Raw genomic sequence first — 17754 nt, 5'->3', positions numbered from 1 at the left:
CTACTGTTTTGAATTAGCATTACTCATCTTACTATCAGCAGTTGATGATTTTCTTCCTTTACTTTTGTATATTTTTACCAGCATTCCGGCATACGCTCCAGGGACTGGTTTGTTTAGGATTACATCTCCATCTGGAATTCCTTTAAGAATGACTTTCTTGTCAGAAAAATAAACAGGGTTTACATCAATCATATCCAAGATACTATCTCTAACCACAAAAATTCTATCTCCATCCTGAAGTAAATTACGATCAATCTCTATAGCGTTCTCAGCTTTTCTGGCATTCAGGTTAGCCTCCAGATACATTCCTTCTTTTAATGACGGATCTTTGACTTCAATAAAAGTAGTGATAGTTTGTGTAGCTTGATCTACCCTACCATTTATTCGGGTTACAATACCTGTATATGTTTTGGATGTATTAAGATCTGAAAGCACTACAGATTCTCCTATCTTTAATAAATCTGAATATTCCTTTCCTATAGCTACTTCAATCTCATAAGCGCTTGTATCTATAAACTCTCCTAGTTTTTGTCCTTGACGAATAAGTGTTCCTTCTGTAACTAAAGCTTCTGTAAGTACTCCAGAAAACGGTGCAGAAATTCTATACTTAGACAAACGTTGTTCTAGATTTTTTACATTATAGTATGTTGTGTAGATATTTCGACCTGTAATAAAATATTTTTCTTTTTCTGAATTAGTCTCGGGAAGTTCGGGTGTTACTTTATTAATATCAAAATTGGAAAGATAGTTTTGCCATTTATCAAAGATCTCAGGATAATCCAAGCGTAAATCGGGCATTATAGAAGTAATCAAATTATATAAATTACTTTTAGCAGATTGTACAGAAGCATAATATTCTGAAGCATCAATTCTAATCAATGTTTGGCCTTTTTGATACTGCTGGCCAGTCTTAAATAATTTAGCACCTCCTCTAAATACACCTTGTACTTCAGAAAATAACTCTAATCTTCTTTTTGCAGTTAAATTACCATTAGCATTAATCTTAATTGGAACCGTCCCATTTTTAATGGTGTCTACAAAAACGGTTTTAATCACCTTGGCAGATCTTGGTTTAACTCTAGTTTTACTATCAATAAGTTTTTTTGCTCCAAATAAAGCTCCAGCAATAAGTAATAATCCAAGGATAGAAAGTATTACATTTCTCATACACAATCGTTTGTTTAAACTTTTAATCTAAAAAGCCACACAAAACTATCAACAACGAACGTGTGTTGCAGTTAAAGAACTCATAAAATAAATTCAACTCCTTAAACTAAAAAAGACATCTAAAATGATTAGATGTCTTTTAAAAAAATTTATGATTATTTTATTAATCTGCTATTTCAGCAATTTTATCTTTAATCTTTTTAAGTGTACTGATCAGGTTTTCAATTTCTTCATTGCTTAGACTTTCCTGTACTGCCGGAATTAGGTCATACATAATCGGAGTTACCTTCTCAATCACTTCTTTTCCATAATCCGTAAGGAAAATTCTATTTACTCTTCTATCGTTCTCATCACTTTTTCTCACCACAAGATTTTTGCTTTCCATGGTATTTACCAATCTGGTCATAGAAGTCTTATCTCTATGGGTAATAAAAGCCAAATCATTTTGTGGTTGTCCATCTTTCACATTCAAACGCTTAAGAACGCTCCATTGCTCTTTGGATAAATCTAACCCATTTTCACCAAAGGCTTTCTGAACTAAAAACCCAAAATCATAATGAATCTTTCCAACCCAAGATAGCGCGTGAGCATTTAAATCGATGGCTTTTGTATCATTCATACATTGTATAATTTAATTTACGGGTACAAAAATATCTATAAATATTCAGTTGTACATGAAACTAACGATAAAAATTATTCTCAAGTATACGATTTGTTTGATCTTAACATTTAGGTAACATACTCTAATTCAAGGATCTTCAAAAATCGATACGTTACAATATAAAAGTCTTAATATACCCCTCTATTTTTTGAATAATTTTATAATATTATATCTAAAACAAGAATTAAGATAATGTATCGATTTCTTCTTGTAAAGCTTCCCAACTTTCCATCAAGGAGGCTAATTTGTCTTTTTTTGCTTGGTACTTATCGAAAAAATCTGGCGCTGAAATTGTCTGATCATAATTGATTGCCAATTCTACATCTATTTCTTTGATCTCTCTTTCTATCTTATTGATCTTCGATTCTACATTACTCAACTTATTATTAAGTGATTTCAGCTTCTTTTGATTCTCGTATGATTGTTTTGCAGTTTCTTTGGTATCTGTAGTTAACTTGACTTGTTTATCTTTCTTTTCTATATCCCGAAGATTATCTACTCGTCTCTGTTCTAAATAATAATCTATATCTCCAAGATATTCTTTAATCTGTTTATTCTTAAACTCATATACAGTATTTGTCAATCCTTGTAGAAAATCTCGATCGTGTGATACCAAAATCAATGTCCCTTCAAAACTTTTTAATGCTTCTTTTAGAATATTTTTTGACTTAATATCTAAATGATTTGTCGGTTCATCCATTACCAATACATTAAAAGGCTCTAAAAGCATTTTACACAATGCCAATCGGTTACGCTCACCCCCTGAAAGAACTTTTACCTTTTTATCAACTTCATCACCTCTAAACAAGAATGCTCCTAACATATCTCGAACTTTACTTCGTGTCTTTTCGTTTGCCGCATTGATCATTGTATCGTGAATAGTTATATCACCATCCAGATATTCTGATTGATTCTGTGCAAAATATCCTATCTGTACATTATGGCCTAGTTTTAAATTCCCACTATATGATATTTCATCAATAATGATTTTAGCCAATGTAGACTTTCCTTGTCCATTCTGCCCCACGAAAGCTGTCTTTGAACCGCGTTCTACTAATAAATTAATATCATTTAAAATCTCTTTTTCTCCATAATTCTTACCTACTTCTTCCGCTTCAATAACAACTTTTCCTGGTTGTACGCTTACCGGAAAACTAATATTCATTACAGCATTATCATCCTCATCAACTTCAATACGTTCTACTTTATCTAATTTTTTAATGAGAGATTGGGCCATGGAAGCTTTAGATGCTTTGGCTCTAAATTTTTCGATCAGTTTTTCGGTTTGTTCAATTTGCTTAGATTGATTTTTTTGTGTAGCTAATTGTTGTTCACGTAATTCCTTTCGAAGTACTAAATATTTAGAATATGGCTTATTATAATCGTAAATCCTTCCTAATGATATTTCTATTGTCCTATTGGTTACATTATCTAGAAACATTTTATCGTGAGAAACGATAACCACAACTCCAGTATAGTTTTTTAAAAAACTCTCTAGCCATATGATAGATTCTATATCCAAATGGTTAGTTGGCTCATCTAATAAAAGAACATCATTATTCTGTAATAATAATTTCGCCAGTTCTATTCTCATTCGCCAACCTCCTGAAAAAGTATCTGTAAGCTTATCGAAATCTTCTCTAACAAATCCTAATCCTTGTAATACCCGTTCTGTTTCCCCTTGATAGTTATACCCTCCAAGAATCTCATATTGATGCGTATGATCACTTAAATCTGTTATCAGCTGATTATAGCTCTCACTTTCATAATCCGTGCGTTCAGCAAGTTGTGCATTAATCTCATCAATTTCTCTCTCTATCTTTTTTATTTCTGTAAAGGCTTCATAGGATTCCTCTAGCACGGTTCTCCCTATAACAAAATCTATATCTTGTTTTAGAAAACCGATTCTTAGTTCCTTATCCATAGCAATCTGACCTGAATCCGGCTCTTGTTCTTTGGATAAAATTTTGAGCATAGTAGATTTTCCTGCGCCATTTTTTCCAACTAGTCCTACTCGGTCTCCTGCATTTAATCTAAAGGCTATTTCTTCGAAAAGATATTCTCCTCCAAATGAAATTGAAAGGTTATGTATGTTTAACATCAGCTTTTGAATATTTTCTGCAAAGATGACTAATTTTGCGTTAGAATAAAAGTACTATGAGCTTCTTAAAAGGAACTAAAATCTTCAGCGTTTTCACAGGTACATGCCCTGTTTGTCAAAATGAAAGTATGTACAAGGAACCGAATCCATATAAATTAGGGAAAGTTTTTCAGATGCACGAGCGTTGCAGTCATTGTAATACTAAATATAAGATAGAACCTTCTTTTTTTTATGGCGCTATGTATGTAAGCTATGGAGTGGGTATTGCTTTCGCAGTTGCAGCTTTTGTAATTGGAAACCTTTTTCTGAAATTAAATCTATTAAATACCTTTTTTGTAATAGTAGGCACTCTATTGGTGTTTTTTCCTGTAATTCTTCGATTATCCAGAAACATCTGGATCAATATCTTTATGCACTACGGAAAAAAGAAAAACCTATCGTAAATTTTCAAAACGTTTGATATCAATTTCCTTTTCTAAAGATCCATTATTCTCTATAAAATTATAGAGTTTGTTTGCCACATAAGGACCAATTAATATCCCTCTACTTCCTAATCCATTGATAATATGCATACTTTTATATTCAGGATGTGTTCCAATCAATGGTCTTCTGTCCCTGATAGTCGGTCTAATTCCGGCAACCTGATCAACTACTTCATAATCGATTTTCAGGAAACGTTCTAGTTTCATCTGTAACTGTTCTCTTGCAGATTCAGTAATATTCGGTGTTTTGTCCTGGTTATTATAAGTAGCGCCTACCTTATACAAATCGTCGCCAAGTGGAATAATGAATATAGACGATTTCACTGCTTCTTTCAATTGCAGACCTTTACATTTAATTATAATGTACTCTCCTTTATTCCCTTGTAATGGCAAATAATTAAAAAAAGGATTACTTCTAACACCAAAACCTTCGGCAAAAACAATATTCTTAGCTCGTAAACCTTTATATTCTATAAAATCAGTTTCAGTTACTAATTCATCGTACTCCAAAGATTCATTTATTAGTAATTCTTTTTTTTTCAAATCTAAAACATATAGAGACAGCATCTTTTTAATATCAATTTTACCAGTTCCCTTAACGCTTCCATATTGAAAAGGTATATCTAACGCTTCATTTTCATTTCGTATTAAGTCCGAAGAAAGAAAAGTTTCTAAAACAGGCTTGTCACAAGCTTCGAACCATAAATTTTGCTCCTCAATATTATTGAATCTTCTCAAAACGGGAAGTTCAGACACTAAGGCTTCTCCAAGTTTATCTTGTATATTTTTATAAAAGGGTAGTGCTAGTTCCAACTGCTCTGAAGCAAGCCAAGCAGCTGTAAATCGTTTAAGAATTACAGGATTATACAATCCTCCTGCAACTCTAGAGGATTTCTGTGAATAGTTTTCATAAACTACAAATAACTTATCATTTTTCTTTAACTCTTCTACAAAAGCTAATCCGGCTAATCCAAATCCAACAACTATATAATCTATCATAAATCAAAAATAACAAAACGCCCAACTAACAAGTTGGGCGTTTATATATTATATTAGAAACATCAGAGTTTAGTAACTCCACATATCCATTTCAAAATTTCTGATACTCTCTTTAATTCTTTCGCTTTCAAGTAATTGCATCAAAGCATTGTCAATTATATAGTCATTAACTTCCCGGTCACCCTGAATGTTATCTTCTTTATATATGACAGAATTAAATCGTCTAGCATTAAGTACATGATCATACGTAAAAGGCATCGAGGTATTCTTCCTATTGAATGCTTTTGCGTTATGAAGTATTTCTCTAACATCAGGATACCAAACCCAGAATAATGGAACCATATCTGGCTCATCATCATTAATAAAGTTTACATCCGGTGCTACTGGAGCAATACCTAACAATCTGTATCTTAATTCTCCCTGACGCTTATCAAAGTACCAATATCCTCTAATTTTATACTCTGAAATATCCGCTGCACTAATAGTAGTAATCTCGATATATTGAGGATCTACAGTCTCACCAGCATTAAACTGCTCATACCCTAAATCTAAAGTGTCAATTTTGGATAAAGTACCATCAAGATCACCTAAAGTACGTGTTTCTGTAAAATATGAATCTGCGTAAATCTTTTGGATTTTACCGTTCTTAACATTGGATAATAAAACATCATATAATGCACGTCTATCTGCTCCTATATTAACAGTATCAATTGGATAATACAATGGAAAATTAATACGCTCATCAAGATCAATTGTCTCCCACGTAGTTTTAGCCCAAAGTACATCACGCTTGTCAACATAACCATATTCTAGCGGAAGGTCATTATCGGCTTGGATCTGTTCGATCGTTTTCTTTCCGATATCTTCTGGACTATCAGCATTCAAAATGTTAGCCTGACCAAACGAAAACAAGGTCACGAATAGGCTAAAAACGGTTAATAACAAATTTCTCAAATTCATAATCATTAGTTTATTTTAGTTCGTTAACTCAACGATAACCGGAGATATTTTCTTTAATTTATATCCAGCATTGGTTGTTAACTGTGCTTTAATGTCTATCACCTGAACAGAAGATCCACGTTTAGCTTTTCTAAGAGCAGATTTAGCTCTAGAATCTAATCTTCCTCCTCTAACATTAATAGTTGGTTGACCTTCTACCTTAAACTTAAAGCCAGTTACTTTTAATTTGATATCAAAATCAAAGTCTGGAAGTATTGCTCCGATAGAAGCTTTATCTAAACCACTCTTAGACATTTTTATACTACCATCCTCACCTCTTACAGTACCCACTGGTCTAGGGATATCTTTTATTCTAAATTTCTTGGTATCACTTACTGAAGAACCATTTGGTAGTTTACCACTAACCTTAATATTTACTTCTCTAGCTTTTACCGTAGTAACGTTCATCATATATTTACCAGCACCACCACTTTTCCTAAGACCTGGAGCACTTGCATTTACAGAAGGAACACCCGGAATAGAAATCGTCATTGGATTCTGAACTCCACGATATACAACATTCATCTTATCAGCAGAAATTACTGCAGAATTTGGTTTTGGTATAACAGCATAAGAACTCTTAATTGGAATGGAAACAGTAGAATCACCCTCTTTAAATTGAAGCTCTCCTTTTACGTCTCTTTCTCCAACATTACCTGCTGGAAACTCTAACATAATCTGACCGTTCTCAACCTTAGTTTGCTCTTTTCCATTTACTGTAACAGCTGTAGGTTTTAATGTTGCATCAAAACGTCCAAGAACTATCTTACCAGTAAACTTCTCTCCACTAAAGAAAGCCGTTTTGTCCGGAACAACTATTGCTTCATAATTACTAAATGAAAGTTCTGAAGCTTGCTGTCCAGCCAATAAAGCAGATAACACTTTACTCTCTGTAGTCTTAACATCAGTTTGCATTTGAGTTAACTTTGTAATAGATGCCACTAAAGGAAAGCCTTCGAAATTATATTTCAACCAATCAACCTTTACTTTATCTCTATTTTCCACGTCATCTGTAGAAAAAGCTTTCTCTACATCATCAGCTACTTGACCATCTACTTCCTTCACAGAGCGAATTGCAGTAACAACACCTTCCTTATAAGTTTTGATTTTTTCTAAAAATTCCGAAGCTGCTGAAGTATTTTTACCTCCTTCAAAGAATTTAGAATTTAATGCATCTGGCTTATCCATTGTTTCATAATCCGTCGGATCATCCGCAGTTTCAAGCAATTCAGATTTCAATTGCTCTACATATGCATTGAACTCATTAGAAAAAGTACTGATTTCATCTGCTTTTTCTTTTAGGGGTGTATATTTTTCTGGTTGCTCCGAAACTTTATCCGCTAAACCAGCCATAAAAGCTGTATTACGTTCTGTCGCTATACTATTTGATGCTGATAATTTCTCATTCATCAAACCAAAAGCGGATAATACTTCTTTTGACATATTTAATGCCATCATTGCTATAAATACCAAGTACATCAGATTGATCATCTTCTGCCTTGGTGATAATTTTCCTCCTGCCATGTTTCTATATTTTGGTAGTTATTTTTAAATTAAAGTTAAATACTAGTTTCTGTTCATAGCACTTAACATACCACCATATACTCCATTAAGAGAAGATAAATTACTTGACAAGCTCTTCATTTGCTCTTCAAGCGCTTTAGCATTGTCGGCAATTGCTGCATTAGCTTCAGCTTGTTTTGCAGAAGATTCTAATTGCACCTTGTACAAACTATTTAAAGATTCTAAGTGGGTAGCCGCAGTTGCCATTTCCTCACTATATTTTTTAGTTCCCTGAATAGCATCCACACTTGGTGCAATACCTTTAGCAGCACCTTCGAAATTACGGATACTATCTCCAAGACTATTCATTAAACTAGTATCTAATCTAGCTTCTTTAAGCATATCATCTAGTTTCTTAGATAACATTCCTTCTGGAGTTTGAACTTCTTTCTTGTCTTTTCTATTTCCTCCAGCTAATTCTGGATATACTAAAGACCAATCCAACTCATCATCAACAGGTTCGAATGCAGAAACAGTAAATACCAATGCTTCCGTAATTAGACCAATGATAAGCATCTCATTACCAAAAGGCCAGTGCATAATTTTAAATAACGCTCCAAGGATTACTACAGCCGCTCCCAGACCGTAAACCATGTTCATTAATTTCTTGCTTGATTTTGAATTTGCCATAATAAATGTGTTTAATTTTTTAAATTTTTTTAAATTATTAAATTAAAAAAGGGTTAGTAATTAAGGTTGATAGATAAATTTTGGGACTTATTCTAATTCTGATTTTGGGTATTATCTTCTCCAGTAACGTCAGTACCCATATAATCTTGTACGGTTCTGAATCCAATATAACTTCTAGCCGAATCAGCGTATTCGTAATCTCTGGTACTTACCTGTAGGAAATAAGCAACATCTTTCCAAGATCCTCCACGCACAACTTTTCGTTTGTTCTGATCATCGTTAACATTCGGGTTCATTGATGATACATATTCATAGGCTGCAGGATCATAAGAAGACTGCACCCATTCTGAAACATTACCTGCCATGTTATATAAATTATAATCATTTGGGTCAAATGTTTTCGCTTCTACTGTGTATAAAAAATTATCAGCTGCGTAATTACCTCGTAAAGGTTTAAAATTCGCTAAGAAACATCCTCTGTCGTTCAAAGCATAAGGTCCACCCCAAGGATATGTTCCTGATTCTAATCCACCTCTTGCTGCATATTCCCACTCAGCTTCTGTAGGTAATCTAAAATAGTTCACAAACTCCTTATTACGTTTTTTCTGATAAGAATTCTTTTCGATAGTTCTCCAGGTACAAAAAGCCTTAGCCTGTTCCCAGGAAACTCCTACTACCGGATAATCATCATACGAACTATGCCAGAAATAATCATTATGCATTGGTTCGTTATATGAATAATTAAAATCTTTAATCCAAACGGTAGTATCAGGATACACCTCAATCACTGTTTCTTTAACGAAATCTTTTCTTCTTCCTTTTTTCGCTCTAGCCGCAGCTTGAATATCCATCCAAGTAAATCTGAATTTAAAGTTTTGCACATCAAACGTTCGTCTACCATTGTATGATTCTTCTAATGGTATATATAAAGAATCCATTACTTCTGTGTAAAACTCATCAGGATAATCTTCCGTATCCCATTCGATATCTATGTCTTTATTAAGTTTTCGACCCTCATAGCCAGTTTCTCCGGTACCGCTATAATTGTCATAGACATATTTCTCATACACAGACATATCTTCGGTATTCGCATCAAGAAACGCATATTCTCCAATACCATCGTCTCCAGGAGTTTTTCCCATGTCATCAGCCATTATAGCCAATTTCATCCTTACTGTGGAATCGCGAACCCAACGGACAAATTGCCTGTATTCACTGTTAGTAACTTCAGTTTCGTCCATGTAGAAAGATCGAACGGTAACTGTCTTGGTAGGTGCATTAGCTAATGCTGCCTTGTCATCATCGGATTTACCCATAATAAATGAACCTCCGGGGATGAGGGCCATTCCGTAGGGTTTCTCCGGATGCCATTTTTTACCCTTTACTCCAACTAGTTCTCCGCGGTTTCCTCCGCCACAACTATATAGTATTGCTACAATAGCAAAGAGTGATACAAATTTCTTCATAACGTGTTTTAGGTTAAGATCTTCGAGATTTAAGGTGGTAAACCTATTTATTTATTTCCAGAAAAACAATTTTTTTCTAAAAAAAACCTTAAATCTCCCTAATAAAAATGTTAAACTTCGTTTTTTCGTTTTGCCTTATACCATCTTTCAGGTATTTCTTGATTACAAGCACGCTCATAATCGTTGTATGTGCAAGGTAATAACGTGTGTCTTTTCAATTTATTATTTCCAGATGAAATAAAAGGTATTTCTATCCACCATCTTTCTGTTTTATCGCTTTTATAAAACGAAAGAACTTCATCTTCTACTGGTACATTATAATGGAGTGTGCCTGTCTGATTTTTAATATCTAACTCATTAGACCTATAATTAACTCCTTCAATAAAATACCAAAATATTTGTGCAATTAACATTGCAGTTGTTTCCTCATTTTTAAAGTTTTTGAATTCATAAACCCCAAAACTCTTTACTTTATCACTAATACCAGCATATCTTGCAATAGCACATATCTCTCTCCCATCAAAACCATTCGGTGAAGCATACTTATAATTAAGATGCGTAGAACTCATAGCTCCAAGATCAATTGTAACAATATCCGCATCACGCATGATAGGCTCTACAATTGTAACATCTGATGTTACTTCACCCAATCGATATGCGTCAAAATATAATTTCTCTATTAAATCTATTTCTTCTTGTGAATTAAAATAGGTCTGATACCCTATATTGCTATAATTAAAAAGATTGTAAGGCTGTTCTACAATGATCTTACCCACAAAAGAGGTATTTGTTATTGGCTTAGAAGTATTTCCTAAATCAAACTTACTATCTACGTTAACAAGATTAACCATTCTCTCCAAAATATCAAAAGCACGATACTGACCGTATACCAAATCTTGACTACCTCCAATAATTAGAGGTATCACATTTTTTTGAAGCAGTGTAGAAAGAATATCTTTCATTAAAAAATAAGTATCGCTTACTTCTTCTCCTGGAATAATATCTCCAAGATCTACAATTGAAGTATCCCAATTACCTGGAAATAGATCGTATAAAGATTTCCGTATGGTATCAAAATAAAGATCTTCACCTAAAAAATCAATATCATTTCTATTTTCTCTAACACCAATTACCGCGAGATCTACATTATCAAGATCTGGAACTCCATCGTAAGAAGTATGTACTTTAATCTGTTTACCTAATGATTGATCAGGGAGCAAAGCAACATGTGCCGCCACTATTTCGCTGACCGGTGAAAGAAACTCTAAAGACATATATTATATACTTATTTCTTTTTAGTAGTCTTTTTTGTTGTTTTTTTCTTTGCAGTAGTCTTCTTTTTAGGAGCATTCTTTTCGATGAGATCCTTTACCTTCTCCAAAGTAAGCTTAGTAGCATCCACAGTTTTAGGTAATTCAATTTTGGTTTTACCTTTTATAACATTGCTTCGCCCCCATCTTGCTTTCTCTACTCTAATACCTTCTTCTTCCCAATTATGAATTACCTTATCAATCTCTTTCTGCTTCTTTTCTTCAATAAGCTGGATGATATCCTCATCAGAAAGATTATCAAAGTCATATTTTTTATTCACATTGATAAACATACCCTTCCATTTAATAAATGGACCAAACCTACCAGTTCCTTTTTGGACTGGTAAATCTTCATATGTATATATGGGAGCATCAGCTTTTTCCTTAGCATCAATAAGTTCGATTGCTCTTTCTAATGATGTACTTAAAGGATCTTCTCCTTTATCTAAAGAAACGAATTTGGCTCCAAACTTTACATAAGGACCAAAACGTCCATTATTAACGGTTACTGTTTCTCCTTTATAATCACCTAGTTCTTTTGGCAATTGAAATAAATCCATTGCTTGTTCGAAAGTTATACTACCCAATGTTTGTCCTGGTGCGAGACTAGCAAATCTCGGTTTATCCTCATCCTCTGCAGTACCAATCTGTACCATTGGTCCAAATTTTCCTAAACGAACACTTACAGGTTTCCCAGAATCTGGATCTTCTCCTAGAATCCTTTCTCCTACTTCACGTTCTGCATTCTGAGCAACATCTTCTACTCTAGGATGAAACTCATCATAAAACTCTTTCATTACGTGAGTCCAGTCTTCCTGACCTTCGGCAATTTCATCAAAGTCTTGCTCTACTTTTGCAGTAAAGTTATAATCTAAAATAGAAGAAAAATGATTTACTAAAAAGTCATTAACTACCATCCCCACATCGGTTGGAATTAATTTCCCTTTATCACTTCCTACTTTTTCTTTTAGGCTTTTTTCTTTAATTGCATCACCAGAAAGTGTAATCTGAACATAACCTCGTTCTTCGCCTTCCTTAGAACCTTTTTCTATATAGTTCCTATTTTGGATAGTAGAAATTGTTGGTGCATAGGTAGACGGACGTCCAATACCTAATTCTTCTAACTTTTTTACTAAAGCCGCTTCAGAATATCGACTTGGTGGTCTGGTAAATCTCTCTGTAGCGGTAACATAGTTATTAAATAAATTCTCACCAACTTTCATAGCAGGTAAGATTCCGCTTTGCTCTTCATCTTCATCATCATTACCTTCAAGATACACCTTAAGGAAACCTTCAAATTTTATTACCTCTCCATTTGCAACAAACTGTTCATTATGAGAAGTAGATCCAATCTTCACATTGGTTCTTTCTAATTTTGCATCACTCATCTGTGAAGCGATGGCTCTTTTCCAAATTAATTCATACAGACGTTGTTGATCATAATCAACCGGTACTGTATGCCTCGAAAAATCCGTTGGTCTTATGGCTTCGTGGGCTTCTTGAGCTCCTTTCGCCTTACCTTTATATTGTTTTGGATTGCTGTATTCTTCTCCATATGCAGAAATTATTTCTGCTTTTGCACCGTTCTGAGCTTCTGTAGATAGATTTACACTATCTGTTCTCATATAAGTAATCAATCCTGCCTCATACAAGCGTTGCGCCATCGTCATTGTCTTACTAACAGAAAAATACAATTTCCTAGATGCTTCCTGCTGTAGAGTAGATGTTGTAAATGGTGGTGCTGGTGATTTTTTTGCTGGTTTTGTAGTAAGATCAGCGACATTAAAACCAACCCCTAAGTTCTTCTTTAGAAACGCCTGCGCTTCTTCTTTTGTAGAAAAATTCTTAGGTAGTTTCGCCTTAAAAGACTTCCCATTTTCATTAGCAAATTCTGCATCAATTCGATAAGAAGCAACAGGTGTAAAACCAAGTATTTCACGCTCTCTCTCTACGATTAACCTTACAGATACAGACTGCACTCTTCCTGCCGATAATCCTCCTTTTACCTTTCTCCATAAAACAGGAGATAATTCATATCCCACCAATCTATCTAGTACTCGTCTAGCTTGCTGTGCGTTTACCAAATTATAATCTATACTTCTTGGGTTTTCAATTGCCTTAAGTATTGCTTTTTTAGTAATCTCATGAAAAACAATTCGACGCGTCTTGTCTTTATCCAAATTTAACTCCTCTGCTAGATGCCAAGCAATAGCCTCTCCTTCTCGATCCTCATCACTAGCTAACCATACCATCTCTGCTTTCTTCGAAAGATCTTTCAGTTTTTTCACCACATCTTTCTTGTCCTTAGAAACGATATATTTAGGTTTGAAACCTTCTTCCACATCCACACCTAGCTCCTTTGCTGGCAAATCTGCAATATGTCCGAAACTAGAAGCTACTTTGTAGTCTTTTCCTAGAAACTTTTCTATTGTTTTTGCCTTAGCTGGTGACTCCACAATCACTAAATTCTTAGCCATAATCCTTTTTTTTCATCTGTTGATAATTAATGTTTATTAGTTGACAGATGGAATCGCTAATAAACATTTTCAGTTGGTAATAACCCAGCGTTGATGACTTATTTCTGGGAGCAAAAGTATATCAATTTTTTGAGATCAAAATTTTTTCTCAAAAATTATACTAAAAAAACCTGCAAAATCAGCAGGTTTCATTTTACTTTTTATTCAACAAGAGCGTTCCAGTCCTCGGATTCGCTTTCGTTTTCGAAACTAATAGTATCCTTGTACATGTAATAAACAGGAATACGAACAAAAAACACTGTAAAAAATATTCCAACTCCACAAGCCATCAAACCAACTAACTCCGCTAAAATTGCCGATATAAAAAATAGCAAAAAGGCCATTAACCAAATTTTGTTACCCAATTTAAAGCTAGCTTTTATTAAATCCGAAGGACTAAGATCGGGGTTAAATGAAAATATAACACCAAGCAGTTGGAGAGGCACCAATACATATAAAAAAGGAAAAAAGCATAATAACATTGCAACTATGGAAATTACTGAAATTGCAATAGCTAGCACTAAAATCTTCCCAAGATATTTACCTCTAAAGAACATAAAATAATTTGAATTTTGCTGTTGTTCTAAATCCTCTTGCTTACAAACCTGATAGAAATGAGCAATAATACCAAATTGAAATGCTGAAGCAATCATAGAAATTATAACTACTAATATTACAAATAGAATAGCCAACCCTATAGACACTCCCTCCATTTGACCAGAATAACCCCCATAAGACTCTTCAATACCCGCTATACTTGCCAACGCAATAATTGGAATATACATTACAATAATTAGTGGAATAACCACCACCACAGAAATCAACAAATGGATAAACCCTTGTAACCATACTTTCTTAAAAAGCTCGATACTTTTGTTAAAAATATCTCCAAAATCTATTGGACTGCTGTTTTCTATTTTTTCAAAGAGGTGATTAGCATTCATAAAAAAGGATTGACTGGTTAGTTAGTTTTCTCAAATATAAATATTTAAACAAATATAATTCTGCCACTTTGTCATATATCTTTTTAAAGAGTATCTTTGCATACTATTTGAGTTGAATGGACAAGGATATTATTATACATGGAGAAGATTATTGATGAAAAGATCCAGGGACAGGCATTGTCTCTAGACAAAAAAGAAGGAAATACCAGAAAACTTTTTATTGAAAGTTATGGATGTCAAATGAATTTTAGCGATAGTGAAATTGTAGCTTCAATTTTAGCCAAGGAGGGTTTTAACACTACTCAAAACCTGGAAGATGCTGATCTGGTTTTGGTAAATACCTGTTCTATTCGTGAAAAAGCAGAACTAACAGTTAGGAAACGTTTAGAAAAATATAATGCAGTAAAAAGAATCAATCCAGGCATGAAAGTGGGTGTTCTAGGCTGTATGGCAGAACGCTTAAAAAGTAAATTCTTAGAAGAAGAGAAGATCGTTGATCTAGTAGTAGGACCAGACGCCTACAAAGATTTACCTAATTTGATAGAAGAGGTTGATGCAGGACGTAATGCGGTAAATGTAGTTTTATCAAAAGAAGAAACCTATGGAGATATCTCTCCAGTTCGCTTACAGAGTAACGGAGTCTCTGCTTTTGTTTCTATCACTAGAGGCTGCGATAATATGTGTACTTTTTGTGTAGTACCTTTTACCAGAGGAAGAGAGCGAAGCCGAGATCCACAAAGTATTCTGAAAGAAATAGATGATCTGGTTATCAATAATTTTAAAGAAATCACATTATTAGGTCAAAATGTTGACAGTTATTTGTGGTATGGTGGAGGATTAAAAAAAGATTTTGACAAGGCTAGTGATTTACAAAAAGCTACTGCTACAGATTTTGCAAAGCTTTTAGATCTAGTAGCAGAAAAATATCCTAAACTACGTATCCGTTTCTCCACATCCAATCCTCAGGATATGACATTAGATGTGATTAAGATAATGGCGAAACACAAAAACATTTGTAAACACATTCACTTACCTATACAAAGTGGAAGCGATCGTATTCTTGCGGAAATGAATCGCTTACATACACGCCAAGAATATATCGAACTAGTAGATAATATAAAGCAAATCATTCCTGATTGCTCTATAACTCAGGATATGATCGTTGGTTTTCCGACAGAAACAGAAGAAGATCACCAAGATACATTATCATTATTGGAACGCATAAAATATGAACACGGCTATATGTATGCCTATTCTGAAAGACCAGGAACATTGGCCGAAAGAAAACTAGAAGATGATGTTCCGGAAGAAGTTAAAAAAAGAAGACTTGCAGAAGTAATTGCGCTACAACGTGAACATTGTGCTTACAGACATGAATCTTATATTGGACAAACTTTTGAAGTCTTAATAGAAAAAGAATCTAAAAAATCAGACAAACACTGGAGTGGAAGAACAACAAAGAACATAGTTGCAATTTTCCCTAAAGACAATTATAAAATAGGCGATTTTGTAATGGTACGTATTGACCAGTGTACAAGCGCCACACTACTGGGAGAAGCAGTAGGGTATTCTGATAATAATTAATTTAATATAAAATAATATAGTTCTATTAAATGGAATCAGTTCAAGCCACAAAACAACGATTCGGGATCATAGGAAATGATCCTAAACTAAATCGTGCTATAGAAAAAACTATCCAGGTAGCTCCTACAGACATCTCGGTTCTGGTTACAGGTGAAAGTGGTGTTGGTAAAGAAAGTATTCCTAAAATTGTTCATTCCCTATCACATAGAAAACACGGTAAGTACATTGCAGTTAACTGCGGTGCTATACCTGAGGGAACTATTGACAGTGAATTATTTGGACACGAAAAAGGAGCTTTCACGGGTGCTACTTCTACAAGAAGTGGGTATTTTGAAGTAGCAGATGGAGGAACAATATTTCTTGACGAAGTGGGAGAACTACCTTTAACCACTCAGGTTAGACTCCTTAGAGTATTAGAAAATGGTGAGTTCATCAAAGTAGGATCTTCCAAAGTACAGAAAACAGATGTACGTATTGTCGCCGCTACAAATGTAAATATGTTTGAAGCTATCAAAAAGGAAAAATTCCGTGAAGACCTGTATTATCGTTTAAGCACATTAGAAATTCTATTACCTCCTTTACGAGATCGTAAAGAAGATATACACCTGTTATTTAGAAAATTTGCGTCTGACTTTGCTACAAAGTATAAGATGCCAACAATTAGATTAGAAGATGCTGCTGCTCTATTATTAGAAAAATATCATTGGAGTGGTAATATCAGGCAATTGCGCAACATTGCAGAGCAAATATCAGTCCTTGAACAAAATAGAACCATATCAGCTAATACTTTGCGAGGATATTTACCTAACATAGGAAGCAACCTACCTGCTGTAATTTCTTCGGACAAAAAAGATAGTGACTTTAGTAACGAAAGAGAGATTTTATATAAAGTGCTTTTTGATATGAAAAACGATCTTAACGATCTCAAAAAGTTAACTATGGAGTTGATGCAGAGCGGAAACTCACAACAAGTACAGGAAGAGCATGAAGGATTAATCAGGAAAATCTATCGCGATGATAAAGAAGAAGAAGAAGCAATCCCTTTTGAAGAACCCATAACACCAACAACAGAGGTTTTACAAATAACACCTACTGAAGCTATCAAAAAAGAGGATGACAAATATCATTTTGCAGAGGAGATTGAGGAAGAAGAAACACTCTCGTTACATGATAAAGAACTAGAGTTGATAAAAAAATCCTTAGAACGTCATCGCGGAAAACGTAAAGCTGCAGCAGAAGAACTAGGAATTAGTGAACGAACTTTATACAGAAAAATAAAGCAATATGATTTATAAATCCTTACTATATTACAGGACAGATAAATCTCAAAAT

At 34.0% G+C, this 17754-nt stretch carries 14 protein-coding genes; 3 read left to right on the top strand and 11 right to left on the bottom strand.

The window, feature by feature from the left end; genetic code table 11:
* The 3 genes from D1818_RS17550 to D1818_RS17540 all read right to left on the bottom strand — a co-directional run bounded on the left by D1818_RS17550 (position 1) and on the right by D1818_RS17540 (position 3929).
* Complete coding sequence (locus D1818_RS17550) at positions 1-1167, bottom strand: efflux RND transporter periplasmic adaptor subunit (protein ID WP_118460264.1); 1167 nt, start codon at positions 1165-1167, stop codon at positions 1-3.
* Positions 1168-1330: 163 nt separating this feature from the next.
* Positions 1331-1786, bottom strand: coding sequence for a MarR family winged helix-turn-helix transcriptional regulator (locus D1818_RS17545; RefSeq protein ID WP_118460263.1), 456 nt, complete (start codon positions 1784-1786; stop codon positions 1331-1333).
* Positions 1787-2012: 226 nt separating this feature from the next.
* Positions 2013-3929 (bottom strand): ABC-F family ATP-binding cassette domain-containing protein, encoded by a 1917-nt coding sequence (locus D1818_RS17540; protein ID WP_118460262.1) that lies wholly within the window; start codon positions 3927-3929, stop codon positions 2013-2015.
* 56 nt (positions 3930-3985) lie between these two features.
* On the opposite strand from D1818_RS17540, the gene D1818_RS17535 reads away from it, so the two are divergent.
* Positions 3986-4372: a DUF983 domain-containing protein gene (locus tag D1818_RS17535; protein WP_118460261.1), complete on the top strand. Its 387-nt coding sequence runs from the start codon at positions 3986-3988 to the stop codon at positions 4370-4372.
* Here D1818_RS17535 and D1818_RS17530 read toward each other — a convergent pair.
* The 8 genes from D1818_RS17530 to D1818_RS17495 form a co-directional block, all read right to left on the bottom strand.
* Positions 4364-5410 (bottom strand): FAD-binding oxidoreductase, encoded by a 1047-nt coding sequence (locus tag D1818_RS17530; RefSeq protein ID WP_118460260.1) that lies wholly within the window; start codon positions 5408-5410, stop codon positions 4364-4366. The two genes, D1818_RS17535 and D1818_RS17530, sit on opposite strands and share 9 nt — an antisense overlap.
* Before the next feature lie 69 nt (positions 5411-5479).
* Positions 5480-6370 (bottom strand): gliding motility protein GldN, encoded by an 891-nt coding sequence (gldN, locus tag D1818_RS17525; protein WP_118460259.1) that lies wholly within the window; start codon positions 6368-6370, stop codon positions 5480-5482.
* 15 nt (positions 6371-6385) lie between these two features.
* The gene (gene gldM / locus D1818_RS17520; protein ID WP_118460258.1) at positions 6386-7933 is read right to left on the bottom strand and encodes a gliding motility protein GldM; all 1548 of its coding nucleotides are present in this window, start codon (positions 7931-7933) and stop codon (positions 6386-6388) included.
* A 42-nt stretch (positions 7934-7975) separates the two neighbouring features.
* Positions 7976-8602 carry a gliding motility protein GldL gene (gldL, locus tag D1818_RS17515; protein WP_118460257.1) on the bottom strand — a complete coding sequence of 209 codons (627 nt, stop codon included), beginning with the start codon at positions 8600-8602 and terminating at the stop codon, positions 7976-7978.
* Positions 8603-8694: 92 nt separating this feature from the next.
* On the bottom strand, positions 8695-10068 hold the full coding sequence (gene gldK, locus D1818_RS17510; protein WP_118460256.1) for a gliding motility lipoprotein GldK: 1374 nt from the start codon (positions 10066-10068) through the stop codon (positions 8695-8697).
* A 110-nt stretch (positions 10069-10178) separates the two neighbouring features.
* Complete coding sequence (locus tag D1818_RS17505) at positions 10179-11342, bottom strand: formimidoylglutamase (protein WP_118460255.1); 1164 nt, start codon at positions 11340-11342, stop codon at positions 10179-10181.
* A gap of 11 nt (positions 11343-11353) precedes the next feature.
* Positions 11354-13855: a type I DNA topoisomerase gene (gene topA / locus D1818_RS17500; RefSeq protein ID WP_118460254.1), complete on the bottom strand. Its 2502-nt coding sequence runs from the start codon at positions 13853-13855 to the stop codon at positions 11354-11356.
* A gap of 200 nt (positions 13856-14055) precedes the next feature.
* Positions 14056-14838: a hypothetical protein gene (locus tag D1818_RS17495; RefSeq protein WP_118460253.1), complete on the bottom strand. Its 783-nt coding sequence runs from the start codon at positions 14836-14838 to the stop codon at positions 14056-14058.
* Between the two features lie 138 nt (positions 14839-14976).
* On the opposite strand from D1818_RS17495, the gene miaB reads away from it, so the two are divergent.
* Positions 14977-16422 (top strand): tRNA (N6-isopentenyl adenosine(37)-C2)-methylthiotransferase MiaB, encoded by a 1446-nt coding sequence (miaB, locus tag D1818_RS17490; RefSeq protein WP_118460252.1) that lies wholly within the window; start codon positions 14977-14979, stop codon positions 16420-16422.
* A 29-nt stretch (positions 16423-16451) separates the two neighbouring features.
* Positions 16452-17717, top strand: a complete 1266-nt coding sequence (locus D1818_RS17485) for a sigma-54-dependent Fis family transcriptional regulator (protein WP_118460251.1) — start codon at positions 16452-16454, stop codon at positions 17715-17717.
* Positions 17718-17754 lie beyond the last annotated feature (37 nt).

The sequence above is a fragment of the Aquimarina sp. BL5 genome (assembly GCF_003443675.1).
Classification (GTDB): Bacteria; Bacteroidota; Bacteroidia; order Flavobacteriales; family Flavobacteriaceae; genus Aquimarina.
This window is presented reverse-complemented; position numbering and strand designations above follow the sequence as displayed.

Bases quoted from the DNA above. Each gene is read 5' to 3' on its own strand.
- D1818_RS17550 (WP_118460264.1), bottom strand. From the start codon at position 1,167: ATGAGAAATGTAATACTTTCTATCCTTGGATTATTACTTATTGCTGGA.
- D1818_RS17545 (WP_118460263.1), bottom strand. From the start codon at position 1,786: ATGAATGATACAAAAGCCATCGATTTAAATGCTCACGCGCTATCTTGG.
- D1818_RS17540 (WP_118460262.1), bottom strand. From the start codon at position 3,929: ATGTTAAACATACATAACCTTTCAATTTCATTTGGAGGAGAATATCTT.
- D1818_RS17535 (WP_118460261.1), top strand. From the start codon at position 3,986: ATGAGCTTCTTAAAAGGAACTAAAATCTTCAGCGTTTTCACAGGTACA.
- D1818_RS17530 (WP_118460260.1), bottom strand. From the start codon at position 5,410: ATGATAGATTATATAGTTGTTGGATTTGGATTAGCCGGATTAGCTTTT.
- gldN (WP_118460259.1), bottom strand. From the start codon at position 6,370: ATGAATTTGAGAAATTTGTTATTAACCGTTTTTAGCCTATTCGTGACC.
- gldM (WP_118460258.1), bottom strand. From the start codon at position 7,933: ATGGCAGGAGGAAAATTATCACCAAGGCAGAAGATGATCAATCTGATG.
- gldL (WP_118460257.1), bottom strand. From the start codon at position 8,602: ATGGCAAATTCAAAATCAAGCAAGAAATTAATGAACATGGTTTACGGT.
- gldK (WP_118460256.1), bottom strand. From the start codon at position 10,068: ATGAAGAAATTTGTATCACTCTTTGCTATTGTAGCAATACTATATAGT.
- D1818_RS17505 (WP_118460255.1), bottom strand. From the start codon at position 11,342: ATGTCTTTAGAGTTTCTTTCACCGGTCAGCGAAATAGTGGCGGCACAT.
- topA (WP_118460254.1), bottom strand. From the start codon at position 13,855: ATGGCTAAGAATTTAGTGATTGTGGAGTCACCAGCTAAGGCAAAAACA.
- D1818_RS17495 (WP_118460253.1), bottom strand. From the start codon at position 14,838: ATGAATGCTAATCACCTCTTTGAAAAAATAGAAAACAGCAGTCCAATA.
- miaB (WP_118460252.1), top strand. From the start codon at position 14,977: ATGGAGAAGATTATTGATGAAAAGATCCAGGGACAGGCATTGTCTCTA.
- D1818_RS17485 (WP_118460251.1), top strand. From the start codon at position 16,452: ATGGAATCAGTTCAAGCCACAAAACAACGATTCGGGATCATAGGAAAT.